We start from the raw sequence: 12761 nt of genomic DNA on the forward strand, positions 1-12761 counted from the left end.
GGGGTCAGCGTACTCAGCCGGTCACAGCGGCGGCAGCACCGGCAGCGGGCCGCCGCTGACCTGGAGGGCCGCGCCGTCACGGCGGCCGGAGAGCCAGCCGAGCACGTCCGCGGCGGTGCCCCGGACGGTGACCGGGGTGCCCGCGGTCCCGCCTCCGGTGGTCCAGGTCCGTCCGTCGTCGGCGACGACGGACGTGGGCGGCACGTCCTTGTGCCCGTCGAAGCGCTCCGCGAGGAAGGCCGTCTCGCGCTCGGTGAAGTCGGCCGGCAGGTCCTCCAGCTCGTAGCCGATGCCGAGGTCCACGTGGTGCAGCTCGACCTCGATCAGCCGCCGGAAGGGGATGCGGGACGCGGCGTCCTTCACGCCGTTGCGGAGCTCGACGATCCGCGACCAGTCCGCGTCCGCCGTGGCCGCGGTCCGAAAGCGCCCGTCGGACTCGCGCACGTCGTCCAGCTGGACGGCCAGGGGTCGGGCGGCGTCGCGCTCGATGTCGGCCTCACGCGCCTCCGCGCTCGCGTACATGGGGCGGCCCTCGAGGACGTTCACGAGGGCGTCGGCGTTGCGGGCGAGATGGGCGAGGACGTGGCCGCGGCTCCAGCCGGGGAGCCGTGACGGCCCGGCGGCCGCAGCGTTGTCCAGGTCGGCGGCCGCGTTCAGCAGTCGCTCGGTCGCATCACGTACGGAGTCGAGGTCAGCCACGGGATCGATCATGGGGAAGACGATAGCCCCGCCACACGTTCGGGTGAAGGTGACCGTAGACCGGGGTTAATCGAATGCGCGTGCTATAGGCTCGGGGCAGAGCATTCTGGAGGGCCGGGCGTTCGTCCGGCAGCCGCCGATCCCGTGGTCGCCCTGACCCGGAGCTGTCCGGGCCGGGGGCTGTGCCCCCGATGCTTCTCACGACCTGTCTCAAGAAAGGTGCGGACCCGGCGTGGCCGACCGTCTCATCGTCCGTGGCGCTCGCGAGCACAATCTGAAGAACGTCTCGCTCGACCTCCCGCGTGACTCACTCATCGTCTTCACCGGGCTCTCGGGGTCGGGCAAGTCGTCGCTCGCGTTCGACACGATCTTCGCCGAGGGGCAGCGCCGCTACGTCGAGTCGCTGTCCTCCTACGCCCGGCAGTTCCTGGGCCAGATGGACAAACCGGACGTGGACTTCATCGAGGGTCTCTCACCGGCCGTCTCGATCGACCAGAAGTCCACCTCGCGCAACCCTCGCTCGACGGTGGGCACGATCACCGAGGTGTACGACTACCTCCGGCTGCTCTTCGCCCGGATCGGCAAGCCGCACTGTCCCGAATGCGGCCGCCCCATCACGCGCCAGTCCCCGCAGGCCATCGTGGACCGGGTGCTGGAGCTCCCCGAGGGCAGCCGCTTCCAGGTGCTGTCGCCGCTGGTGCGGGAGCGCAAGGGCGAGTTCGTGGACCTCTTCGCCGACCTCCAGTCCAAGGGGTACTCGCGGGCCCGGGTCGACGGGCGGACGATCCAGCTCACCGAGCCGCCGAAGCTCAAGAAGCAGGAGAAGCACACGATCGAGGTGGTCGTCGACCGCCTGACCGTCAAGGACAGCGCCAAGCGCCGGCTCACCGACTCCGTGGAGACCGCACTGGGTCTGTCCGGCGGCATGGTCGTGCTGGACTTCGTCGATCTCCCCGAGGGCGACCCTGAGCGCGAGCGGATGTACTCGGAGCACCTCTACTGCCCGTACGACGACCTCTCGTTCGAGGAGCTCGAGCCCCGTTCGTTCTCCTTCAACTCGCCGTTCGGCGCCTGCCCCGACTGCACCGGCATCGGCACGCGGATGGAGGTCGACCCCGACCTGATCGTCCCGGACGAGGACCGCTCCCTCGACGACGGCGCGATCCACCCCTGGTCGCACGGCCACACCAAGGAGTACTTCGGGCGCCTGATCGGGGGGCTCTCCGACGCGCTCGGCTTCCGCACGGACATCCCGTGGGCCGGATTGCCGCAGCGTGCCAGGAAGGCCCTGCTGTACGGCCACAAGACCCAGGTCGAGGTCCGCTACCGCAACCGGTACGGCCGGGAGCGCGCCTACACCACCCCGGCGTTCGAGGGCGCGGTGTCCTTCGTCAAGCGGCGCCACAGCGAGGCGGAGAGCGACTCCAGCCGGGAGCGCTTCGAGGGCTATATGCGCGAGGTGCCCTGCCCCACCTGTGACGGCACCCGGCTGAAGCCGATCGTCCTGGCAGTGACGATCATGGAGAGGTCGATCGCCGAGGTCTCGGCCATGTCGATCAGCGAGTGCGCCGACTTCCTCGGCCGGCTGACGCTCAACGCCCGCGACAAGAAGATCGCCGAGCGGGTGCTCAAGGAGGTCAACGAGCGGCTGCGGTTCCTGGTCGACGTCGGCCTGGACTACCTCTCCCTCAACCGTGCCGCGGGCACGCTGTCCGGCGGTGAGGCGCAGCGCATCCGGCTGGCCACCCAGATCGGCTCCGGGCTCGTGGGCGTGCTGTACGTGCTGGACGAGCCGTCGATCGGTCTGCACCAGCGCGACAACCACCGGCTCATCGAGACCCTGGTCCGGCTCAGGGACATGGGCAACACGCTGATCGTCGTCGAGCACGACGAGGACACGATCAAGGTCGCCGACTGGGTCGTGGACATCGGCCCCGGCGCCGGCGAGCACGGTGGCAAGGTCGTCCACTCGGGGCCGCTGAAGCAGCTGCTGGCCAACAAGGACTCGATGACCGGGCTCTATCTGTCCGGGAAGAAGTCCATCGCGACGCCGGAGATCCGGCGGCCGGTGGATCCCGCCCGGCAGCTCACGGTGCACGGCGCCAGGGAGAACAACCTCCGGGACATCGACGTGTCGTTCCCCCTCGGTGTCCTCACGGCGGTCACCGGCGTCTCCGGCTCCGGCAAGTCCACGCTGGTCAACGACATCCTCTACACCCATCTGGCACGCGAGCTGAACGGCGCCAAGTCGGTGCCGGGCCGGCACACCCGTGTGGACGGCGACGACCTCGTCGACAAGGTCGTCCACGTCGACCAGTCGCCCATCGGCCGTACGCCCCGGTCCAACCCGGCCACCTACACCGGTGTCTTCGACCATGTGCGCAAGCTCTTCGCGGAGACGATGGAGGCGAAGGTGCGCGGCTATCTGCCGGGTCGCTTCTCCTTCAACGTCAAGGGCGGGCGCTGTGAGAACTGCTCCGGCGACGGCACCATCAAGATCGAGATGAACTTCCTGCCGGACGTGTACGTCCCCTGCGAGGTCTGCCACGGTGCGCGCTACAACCGGGAGACCCTGGAGGTCCACTACAAGGGCAAGTCCATCGCCGAGGTGCTGGACATGCCGATCGAGGAGGCCCTGCACTTCTTCGAGGCGGTGCCGACCATCTCCCGTCACCTCAAGACGCTGACCGAGGTGGGCCTCGGGTACGTCAGGCTGGGCCAGCCGGCGCCGACTCTCTCCGGTGGTGAGGCTCAGCGGGTGAAGCTGGCGAGCGAGCTGCAGAAGCGATCGACCGGCCGGACGGTCTACGTCCTGGACGAGCCGACCACAGGTCTGCACTTCGAGGACATCTCCAAGCTGATCAACGTGCTGTCCGGACTGGTCGACAAGGGCAACACGGTGATCGTGATCGAGCACAACCTCGATGTGATCAAGACTGCCGACTGGGTCGTCGACATGGGTCCGGAGGGCGGCAGCGGCGGTGGTCTCGTCATCGCCGAGGGCACTCCGGAACAGGTCGGCGCGGTCCCGGCGAGCCACACCGGCAAGTTCCTGCGGGACATCCTGGGCCCGGAGCGCATCAGCGACTCGGTGCCACCGCAGTCCCGGAAGACGGCGGCGAAGAAGACCGCTACCAGGAAACCGGTCTCGGCCAACTCCACCGCCGTGAAGAAGAACACGGTCACGGCCAACGCGACTCCGGTGAAGAAGAAGACGGCAGCGTCGCGGACCCGGGCCCGCAAGGCCTGACCCCGGCTCCGGGCCCCACCGCTCGGTCCTGAAGGCCCGTCGCCCCGGTCCCCGGGCCTCCGGGCCGGGGTGCACCGGGGCCGCCGAGCCGCAATCCCCGGGACGTCAGGTGCCGCGCTTGCGGCGCGGGGCCGCCGAGCCGGCCTCGCGCGCCCTCCGGGTCAGGCCAGTTCGGAGGCGTACGGGGGTTCCGCTCCCGTGCGGGAGCAGGTGACGGCGGCGGCGCGGGCGGCGAACGCGAGCACCTCGGTCCAGGCCGCGGCGTCCAGGGCGAGCAGACCGCCGGGAGAGAGGGCGCCGAGCCGGTGCAGTTGGTGCAGCAGTGCCGCGTTCACGGTGTCGCCCGCGCCGATCGTGTCGGCCACCGTCACGGCCGCCGCCGGAACGGCGGTCTCCACACCCTCCCGGGTGCGTACCGCGAGGCCGCGGTCGCCGCGGGTCAGAACCACGGCGGCGGGGCCCTCGGCCAGCCACTGCTCCGGGGAGCCGCCGAGCCATGCGGCGTCGTCCTCCGAGAGCTTCAGCAGCGACACCGAGGGGAGCCAGCCCGCGAAGCGTCTCCGGTAGGCGTCGGCGTCGGGCACGAGCCGCGGCCGGATGTTGGGGTCGAGCAGCGTGAACACCCCGCGCTGCGCCTCGCGTCGCAGCAGCGCCTCGTATGCGCTCGCCCCGGGTTCCAGCACCAGCGAGCACGTGCCGAGTGCGAGCGCCCCCACCCCGTCCGGCAGTTCCGGCGGCAGTTCGAACAGCCGATCGGCGGTGCCCGTCATGTAGAAGCCGTAGCCCGCCGAGCCGTCCGCGTCGACCTCGGCGACCGCGAGGCTCGTCGGCTCCGGGCCTCGCTGCACCAGCGACGTCCGTACGCCCGCCGTGCGCAGCCCGCCCAGCAGCGCCTCTCCGAAGCCGTCCGCCGACACGCGGGAACAGAAGGCCACGGGGGATCCCAGGCGCCCCAGCGCCACCGCCGTGTTGTACGGGCCGCCGCCGGGCCGCGGCAGCAGGGGCGGCAGTGGTGCGTCCCCGGCTGCCGTCCGCTGCGGGACCAGGTCGATCAGGGACTCACCGGCGACGACGATCACGGCTGAGAACGTAGCCCATCGCCCCCGGGTGCGACAGTCCCGCTCCCGGCCGGCGGACCCGCCGGGAGGGGCCGCGATCTGCGCCGGTATCGTCGGGTTGGTCACCCGCGCCCCGCCCTCACCCGTGGAGATCTTCATGTCCGGTCGATCCACCGCCCGCCGCACCGTGCTGAAAGGCGCCGCCCTCGCCGGGGCCGCCGGGCTGGGGGTCGCCGCCTGCTCCACCGAGTCCAAGGTGGGCCACGCACAGGTCCCGACGCCGACCGCACCGGTCGACCTCGGCGCCGCCGAGGAGGTCCCCGTGGGCGGCGCCCGGCTCTACCGGGAGCAGCGGCTCGTCGTCCACCGCCCGGCGGAGGGCCGGTACAGGGCGTTCAGCGCCCAGTGCACCCACGCCGGCTGCGTGCTGGACAAGGTGGAGGGCACGGAGGGCAACTGCCCCTGCCACGGCAGCCGCTTCGACGTGACGACCGGCACGGCCCTCCGGGGGCCGGCGACCGTGCCGCTCCCGGAGGTCCCGGTGCGGGTGCGGGACGGGAAGCTCGTGGCCGGTCCGGAGGCATGAGCGGCCCGCCCGTCCGCGCCCGGCCGGGCAGGGCGGCCCCACCCGTCCGCGCCCTGGGGGTTGAGCGGCGCGGGCCCACGGATCGCGGCACGCCGTCCCCGGCCCCGGCGGCCGATCCGGTGCCCGTGCGCGTCGGTGCGGCGGCCGTACCGGGTCCCGGCGCCCACCCCGGCGAACCTCCGGGTGAGGCGCTGTTCCCCGCGGGCGGGCGCTGATCGTCCGGCTTCCCTCAGCGTTCCCACTCCCATTCGATCCCCTGGATCCCCGGCCGGACGCCCTGCTCGACCAGGTGCACCGCCGGGTGGCGGCCGCTCGGGGCCAGTTCCGCACGGCAGATCCGTGCCGCGCCGGGGGAGTTCTGGGCGAAGTGGCGGCACCGCACCGGCAGTGCCGCCCCGTCGAAGCGGACCTGCAGCACGTACTGACCGCCGGCCGCCCGGAAGCCCCGTACGTACTCACCGCTCGGGCCCGCCGTGCCGTCCTCGAAGCCGTAGCCGAGTAGGTATGTCTCACCGGACCGCAGCCGGGCGTCGAGGAGCAGTTCCGCGACCAGCACCCCCGCCTCCCGGTCGTATCGGACGCGCCCCGGGCGGCAGTTCTCCGTGGCCCGCACGCTCACCCGCGCCGGATCCCACCCCTGATCCCCGTGATGGACGGCCAGCAGCCGGTCGACGCCGTCGCGGTGGGCGCGCACGACCTTCTGGGAGTCCCGGCCCAGCAGCTCGCGGCCGGGCCCGATCCGCACGCGCTCGTGGTGCCCCACCGTGTGCAGCCCGCCGTCCGCGGGTCGCCCGAGTCCGGCGAGCAGCCGCTCCACCGCCCCGGACACCTCGGCCGGGGCGCGCGGCGAACGGGCCACGGGGCGCTGGGGACCGGTCCCGGCGTCCTCGGGGAGCAGCCGCAGCAGGGAGTTCTCCGGCAGCCGGAGCACGTCCTCGAGAGCCCGCACGGCCCGCAGCGACTCGGGGCGCTGCGGCCGCCGGGCGCCCTGCTGCCAGTAACTCAGACTGGTCACCCCGACCTTGATCCCCCGGTGTGCCAGATGGTGCTGCACCCGCTGCAGCGGCAGCCCCCGCACCGCGAGCGCGGCACGCAGGGCGAGGTGGAAGGGTCCCGTGCGCAGCACCCGGTCCAGTTCGGCCTGGGTGTGCGCGGGGTGCGCGGCGTGCCCCATGGGACTCCTCGATGGACGTTCACGGCCGCCCGGTGGCCCTCGCGCCGGGGGCGGGGCGTGCGGACGGGACCGACGGCGGGCGGCACGGGTCCGGACGGGACCGCGGCAGGCGTCACGGGGCCTCCGGCCGCCGTCACAGCCGCGTGTCACCCCGCATTGAAGCGTGCCGGTCCCGGCCGGACAACGGTTGTCCGGGTGCCGGTCCGATTGCCGGGGGAGCATGGGCGAAGGGTCCGTATTGCGCCGTCGAACGGTGAGCGGCCGGGCACCGGCCGTAGCGGCGTCGGCCCTCGCGACCCTGCCCGCGAGGGTCCGGCGGAGGGGGCCGCGTCCGTGCGGGAGGGCGGGTGCGCGCGCCCTTCCGGCGGCCCCGGTTGTCCGTGCCCGCCAGTAGGGTGGGCGGCATGGCAGACCCCTCCAGCTACCGCCCCAAGCCGGGACAGATCCCCGACTCGCCAGGGGTCTACAAGTTCCGCGACGCGCACCGCCGGGTGATCTACGTCGGCAAGGCGAAGAGTCTGCGGCAGCGGCTGGCGAACTACTTCCAGGACCTGGCGGGTCTGCATCCGCGCACCCGCACGATGGTCACGACCGCGGCCTCCGTGGAGTGGACCGTCGTCTCCACGGAGGTGGAGGCCCTCCAGCTGGAGTACTCCTGGATCAAGGAGTTCGACCCCCGGTTCAACGTCAAGTACCGGGACGACAAGAGCTACCCGTACCTCGCGGTGACCATGAACGAGGAGTTTCCGCGGGTCCAGGTGATGCGCGGCGCCAAGAGGAAGGGCGTGCGCCACTTCGGTCCGTACGCGCACGCGTGGGCGATCCGCGAGACGGTCGACCTGATGCTCCGCGTCTTCCCCGTGCGCACCTGCTCCGCCGGGGTCTTCAAGAACGCGGAGCGCACCGGCAGGCCCTGTCTGCTGGGCTACATCGGCAAGTGCTCCGCGCCCTGCGTCGGCAGGACAGGCGCCGCGGAGCACCGCGAACTGGCCGAGGAGTTCTGCGACTTCATGGCCGGCCGCACCGGCACCTACATCCGCCGCCTGGAGAAGGAGATGGTGGCGGCGGCCGATGACATGGAGTACGAGCGGGCCGCCCGACTGCGGGACGACATAGAGGCCCTGAAGCGCGCCATGGAGAAGAACGCGGTGGTGCTGGCCGACGCCACCGACGCGGACCTGATCGCGGTCGCCGAGGACGAGCTGGAGGCCGCCGTCCAGATCTTCCACGTCCGCGGCGGGCGTGTGCGCGGCCAGCGCGGCTGGGTCACCGACAAGGTCGAGGCCGTCGACACGTCCGGCCTGGTCGAGCACGCGCTGCAGCAGCTGTACGGGGAGGAGCGCGGTGACGCCGTCCCCAAGGAGGTCCTCGTCCCGGCCCTGCCCGAGGACCTCGCCGCGGTCACCCAGTGGCTCGGCGAACGCCGGGGTTCGGCCGTGTCGCTCCGCATCCCCCAGCGCGGCGACAAGAAGGACCTGATGGAGACCGTCGGGCGAAACGCCCAGCAGGCCCTCGTCCTGCACAAGACCAAGCGCGCCAGCGATCTGACGACCCGCTCCCGGGCCCTGGAGGAGATCGCCGAGGCGCTCGGCCTCGACTCGGCGCCGCTGCGCATCGAGTGCTTCGACATCTCCCACCTCCAGGGCCAGGACGTGGTCGCGTCCATGGTCGTGTTCGAGGACGGGCTGCCCCGGAAGGGCGAGTACCGGCGCTTCCAGATCAAGGGTCGTGTCGGAGACACGCAGATCTGGCACGGCGAGGGCCAGGACGACGTCCGCTCGATGCACGAGGTGATCAGCCGGCGCTTCCGGCGCTATCTCGCGGAGCGGGAGAAGACCGGCGAGTGGGCGGTCCCGGAGGACGGCGAGGCCGTGGCGGGCGGCGAGGTGCCGTCGGCCCCGGTGGACGACGGCAGACCCAGGAAGTTCGCCTACCCGCCGCAACTGGTGCTCGTCGACGGCGGGCAGCCGCAGGTCGCGGCGGCCCAGCGGGCCCTGGACGAGTTGGGGATCGACGACGTCGCCGTCGCCGGCATCGCCAAGCGCATGGAGGAGGTGTGGCTGCCGGGGGAGGACGACCCGGTCGTGCTGCCCCGCTCCAGTGAGGGGCTGTACCTCATCCAGCGGGTGCGTGACACCGCCCACGACTTCGCGATCCGCTACCAGCGGTCCAAGCGCACCAAGCGGCTGAGGACCGGTCCGCTGGACTCCGTGCCGGGCCTCGGCGAGGCACGCAAGCAGGCACTGATCAAGCACTTCGGCTCGGTGAAGCGGCTTCGGCAGGCGACGATCGAGCAGATCTGCGAGGTTCCGGGCTTCGGCAGGAAGACCGCGGAGTCCGTGGCCGTCGCCCTGGCGCAGGCCGCTCCGGCCGCCCCGGCGGTGAACACGGCGACAGGCGAGATCATGGAAGAGGACCACGGGGCAGCAGCGACGGAAGGAATCGGGGGAACCACGGAATGACCGAGCGGAACAGACAAGAACACGGAGCAGGAGACGTGAGTACGGGCACGACCGAGGCCGGGCAGGCCGCAGACGCGGCCATCCCCGAGCTGGTGATCATCTCCGGAATGTCGGGCGCCGGCCGCAGCACCGCGGCGAAGTGCCTGGAGGACCTCGGCTGGTTCGTCGTCGACAACCTGCCGCCCGCGCTGATCCCCACCATGGTGGAGCTCGGCGCACGCTCCCAGGGCAATGTGGCCCGGATCGCCGTCGTCGTGGACGTTCGCGGCCGGCGGTTCTTCGACAACCTCCGCGAGTCCCTCGCGGACCTCGACGCCAAGCAGGTCACCCGCCGGATCGTCTTCCTGGAGTCGTCCGACGAGGCCCTGGTGCGCCGTTTCGAGTCCGTGCGCCGTCCGCACCCGCTCCAGGGTGACGGCCGGATCGTCGACGGCATCGCCGCCGAGAGGGACCTGCTGCGGGAGCTGCGCGGCGACGCCGACCTCGTGATCGACACCTCCGGCCTCAACGTCCACGAGCTGCGCGCCAAGATGGACGCCCAGTTCGCGGGCGACGAGGAGCCGGAGCTGCGGGCCACCGTGATGTCGTTCGGGTACAAGTACGGCCTGCCCGTCGACGCCGACCTCGTGGTGGACTGCCGCTTCCTGCCGAACCCGCACTGGGTTCCGGAGCTGCGCCCGTTCACCGGGTTGAACGAGGAGGTGTCGGGCTATGTGTTCAACCAGCCCGGGGCCAAGGAGTTCCTCAACCAGTACACCGGGCTGCTGCAGCTGATCGCCGCGGGCTACCGCCGCGAGGGCAAGCGGTACGTGACGATCGCCGTGGGCTGCACGGGCGGCAAGCACCGCTCCGTCGCCATGTCCGAGAAGCTCGCCGCCCGGCTCGGTTCCGAGGGGATCGAGACCGTCGTCGTCCACCGGGACATGGGGCGCGAGTGACCGCACGCAATCTCCGGCTGCGCCGGCTGCGGGGCAGTGACGCGCTCCGCACCGGCCGTAGACGCGGAACCCAGCCCAAGGTCGTCGCGCTCGGCGGCGGCATGGGCCTCTCCGCCTCCCTCGCGGCCCTGCGCCGCATCACGGGCGACCTCACCGCCGTCGTCACCGTCGCGGACGACGGGGGCTCCAGCGGGCGGCTCCGCAAGGAACTCGGGGTGCTGCCGCCCGGCGATCTCCGCAAGGCGCTCGCGGCGCTGTGCGGGGACGACGACTGGGGCCAGACCTGGTCCCGGGTCATCCAGCACCGCTTCCAGTCCCAGGGCGAGCTGCACGAGCACGCGGTCGGCAATCTGCTGATCGTCGCGCTGTGGGAACAGCTCGGCGACCATGTGCAGGCCCTGGACCTGGTCGGCAGGCTGCTCGGCGCCCACGGCCGGGTGCTGCCCATGTCCGCCGTGCCGCTGGAGCTCCAGGCCCTGGTGAGGGGGCACGATCCGGCGCGCCCCGACGAGGTGGGCACCGTGCGCGGCCAGGCGACCGTGGCGCTGACGCGGGGCGAGGTGCAGTCCGTGCACCTGGTGCCGAACGATCCGCCGGCCGTCCCGGAGGCCGTCGAGGCCGTGCTGGACGCCGACTGGGTGGTCCTCGGCCCCGGCTCCTGGTTCTCCTCGGTGATCCCCCACCTCCTCGTGCCCGAGCTGCTGGACGCGCTCGTCGAGACCAAGGCCCGGCGTGTCCTGTCGCTCAACCTCGCCCCGCAGCCCGGGGAAACGGAGGGCTTCTCTCCGCAGCGTCATTTGGAGGTTTTGGGGCGACACGCCCCTAAACTCGCCCTGGACGTGGTGCTGGCCGACGAGGCCGCCGTGCCCGACCGCGAGTCCCTCGCCGACGCGGCGAAGCGGCTCGGTGCCGCGGTCGAGCTGGCGCCCGTGGCGAGACCCGACGGGGCTCCGAAGCACGATCCGGAGCTGTTGGCCGCCGCGTACGACCGTATTTTTCGGATGCATGGAAGGATCGGCCCATGGCGATGACGGCAGCGGTGAAGGACGAAATCTCCCGGCTCCCCGTCACCCGGACCTGCTGCAGAAAGGCGGAGGTCTCGGCGATCCTGCGGTTCGCGGGCGGACTGCACCTGGTCAGCGGCCGCATCGTGATCGAGGCGGAGCTGGACACGGGGATCGCGGCGCGCAGGCTCCGCAAGGACATCCTGGAGATCTTCGGGCACTCCTCGGACCTCGTGGTGATGGCCCCCGGCGGGCTGCGGCGCGGTTCGCGCTACGTCGTCCGCGTGGTGGCGGGCGGTGACCAGCTGGCCCGTCAGACCGGTCTGGTCGACGGCCGGGGCCGGCCCATCCGGGGCCTGCCGCCCCAGGTGGTCTCGGGCGCCACGTGCGACGCGGAGGCCGCCTGGCGGGGCGCCTTCCTCGCCCACGGCTCGCTGACCGAGCCCGGCCGTTCGTCCTCGCTGGAGGTGACGTGCCCCGGCCCGGAGGCCGCGCTGGCGCTGGTCGGTGCGGCGCGCCGGCTCTCCATCGCCGCGAAGGCCCGCGAGGTGCGCGGGGTGGACCGGGTCGTGGTGCGCGACGGCGACGCGATCGGCGCGCTGCTGACCCGGCTCGGCGCGCACGAGTCGGTCCTGGCCTGGGAGGAGCGGCGGATGCGCCGTGAGGTCCGGGCCACCGCCAACCGGCTGGCGAACTTCGACGACGCCAATCTGCGCCGTTCGGCCCGGGCCGCGGTCGCCGCGGGCGCGCGGGTGCAGCGCGCGCTGGAGATCCTCGGCGAGGAGGTCCCCGAGCACCTCGCGGCGGCGGGTCGGCTGCGCATGGAGCACAAGCAGGCGTCGCTGGAGGAGCTGGGTGCGCTGGCGGACCCGCCGCTGACGAAGGACGCGGTCGCGGGCCGTATCCGCAGGCTGCTGGCGATGGCCGACAAGCGTGCCCAGGACCTCGGGATCCCGGGTACGGAGTCCAATCTGACGGAGGAGATGGCCGACGGTCTGGTGGGCTGAGCCCGCCAGGGCGAACACTCGCTCTCCGGTGGCCGCCTCCCGAGGCCGTGCGCACGGAGCCCCCGTGGCCGAGGCCGCGTCCCGGGCGGCCCGCTTCGGGCGGCTCTCGCGTGGCCGTGCTGGTGACGACGCGGGTGCTGGGCCCCGTTCCGCGGCCGTGTTCCCCGAGGCCCTGTGCGCAGGGCCGCCGTCGCCGGGTTGGCCGTCCCGCGTGGTGGTGGTGTGCGAGCGTGCTGCGGGCGCGAGTGCCCCGCGGGGCCGCTCTCGCGGGGCGGTGCTCGTGACGGTGCACCTGTGCCGGGATCGCGTTCCGCGGCCGTGTCCCCCGCGACGCGCCCGTGAGCCGGGCTCCGAACGAATGCTCCCCTCGGAGCTGCGGGACGGATCCGCTCCACCGATCCGCTCGACGGGGTCCACCAGGGTTGCGAAAGTCCTCACGCCCTGCGGGCGGACGGATCCGCTTTCCGACCCTCCCGGTCGAGGGCCCTCACGCCCCGCCCGTGGACGTCATGGCCCGCCGGGCCGTCCGCGGCCCGGACGGCACACGGTCCGGAGCTCCCGTCACGCTCCGGGCGCCGAGACG

General features: G+C 72.5%; 9 protein-coding genes. 6 read left to right on the forward strand and 3 right to left on the reverse strand.

Going from position 1 to position 12761, the window contains the following annotated elements; genetic code table 11:
• Positions 1 to 21: 21 nt before the first annotated feature.
• Positions 22 to 711, reverse strand: coding sequence for a maleylpyruvate isomerase family mycothiol-dependent enzyme (locus AB0J10_RS16940; RefSeq protein WP_363062231.1), 690 nt, complete (start codon positions 709 to 711; stop codon positions 22 to 24).
• Between the two features lie 220 nt (positions 712 to 931).
• Between AB0J10_RS16940 and uvrA the strand changes: the two genes are divergently transcribed.
• Positions 932 to 3949: an excinuclease ABC subunit UvrA gene (gene uvrA / locus AB0J10_RS16945; protein ID WP_363062233.1), complete on the forward strand. Its 3018-nt coding sequence runs from the start codon at positions 932 to 934 to the stop codon at positions 3947 to 3949.
• A 161-nt stretch (positions 3950 to 4110) separates the two neighbouring features.
• Here the strand turns inward: uvrA and AB0J10_RS16950 are convergent, their stop codons facing one another.
• A complete protein-coding gene (locus AB0J10_RS16950; RefSeq protein WP_363062235.1) occupies positions 4111 to 5028 on the reverse strand; it encodes a carbohydrate kinase in 918 nt (305 codons plus the stop codon).
• Between the two features lie 136 nt (positions 5029 to 5164).
• On the opposite strand from AB0J10_RS16950, the gene AB0J10_RS16955 reads away from it, so the two are divergent.
• Positions 5165 to 5593, forward strand: coding sequence for a Rieske (2Fe-2S) protein (locus AB0J10_RS16955; RefSeq protein ID WP_363062237.1), 429 nt, complete (start codon positions 5165 to 5167; stop codon positions 5591 to 5593).
• Positions 5594 to 5822: 229 nt separating this feature from the next.
• Here the strand turns inward: AB0J10_RS16955 and AB0J10_RS16960 are convergent, their stop codons facing one another.
• Positions 5823 to 6767, reverse strand: a complete 945-nt coding sequence (locus AB0J10_RS16960) for a hypothetical protein (protein WP_363062239.1) — start codon at positions 6765 to 6767, stop codon at positions 5823 to 5825.
• Positions 6768 to 7171: 404 nt separating this feature from the next.
• On the opposite strand from AB0J10_RS16960, the gene uvrC reads away from it, so the two are divergent.
• Genes uvrC through whiA form a run of 4 tightly spaced genes read left to right on the forward strand, consistent with a single transcriptional unit; the run spans position 7172 to position 12178 of the window.
• Positions 7172 to 9229, forward strand: a complete 2058-nt coding sequence (gene uvrC, locus AB0J10_RS16965; RefSeq protein ID WP_363062241.1) for an excinuclease ABC subunit UvrC — start codon at positions 7172 to 7174, stop codon at positions 9227 to 9229.
• On the forward strand, positions 9226 to 10167 hold the full coding sequence (gene rapZ / locus AB0J10_RS16970) for an RNase adapter RapZ (protein WP_363062243.1): 942 nt from the start codon (positions 9226 to 9228) through the stop codon (positions 10165 to 10167). Before uvrC ends, rapZ begins: the two co-directional genes overlap by 4 nt.
• Positions 10164 to 11198, forward strand: coding sequence for a uridine diphosphate-N-acetylglucosamine-binding protein YvcK (gene yvcK / locus AB0J10_RS16975; RefSeq protein ID WP_138055961.1), 1035 nt, complete (start codon positions 10164 to 10166; stop codon positions 11196 to 11198). Before rapZ ends, yvcK begins: the two co-directional genes overlap by 4 nt.
• Positions 11189 to 12178 (forward strand): DNA-binding protein WhiA, encoded by a 990-nt coding sequence (gene whiA / locus AB0J10_RS16980; protein WP_093653140.1) that lies wholly within the window; start codon positions 11189 to 11191, stop codon positions 12176 to 12178. Before yvcK ends, whiA begins: the two co-directional genes overlap by 10 nt.
• Positions 12179 to 12761: the final 583 nt, after the last annotated feature.

Origin of the sequence: Streptomyces sp. NPDC049887 (assembly GCF_040656535.1) — a bacterium.
GTDB lineage: Bacteria > Actinomycetota > Actinomycetes > Streptomycetales > Streptomycetaceae > Streptomyces.

Excerpts from the sequence above, each read along its gene's own strand:
- AB0J10_RS16940 (WP_363062231.1), bottom strand. The coding sequence starts at position 711 with ATGATCGATCCCGTGGCTGACCTCGACTCCGTACGTGATGCGACCGAG.
- AB0J10_RS16955 (WP_363062237.1), top strand. The coding sequence starts at position 5,165 with ATGTCCGGTCGATCCACCGCCCGCCGCACCGTGCTGAAAGGCGCCGCC.
- whiA (WP_093653140.1), top strand. The coding sequence starts at position 11,189 with ATGGCGATGACGGCAGCGGTGAAGGACGAAATCTCCCGGCTCCCCGTC.
- rapZ (WP_363062243.1), top strand. The coding sequence starts at position 9,226 with ATGACCGAGCGGAACAGACAAGAACACGGAGCAGGAGACGTGAGTACG.
- uvrC (WP_363062241.1), top strand. The coding sequence starts at position 7,172 with ATGGCAGACCCCTCCAGCTACCGCCCCAAGCCGGGACAGATCCCCGAC.
- AB0J10_RS16960 (WP_363062239.1), bottom strand. The coding sequence starts at position 6,767 with ATGGGGCACGCCGCGCACCCCGCGCACACCCAGGCCGAACTGGACCGG.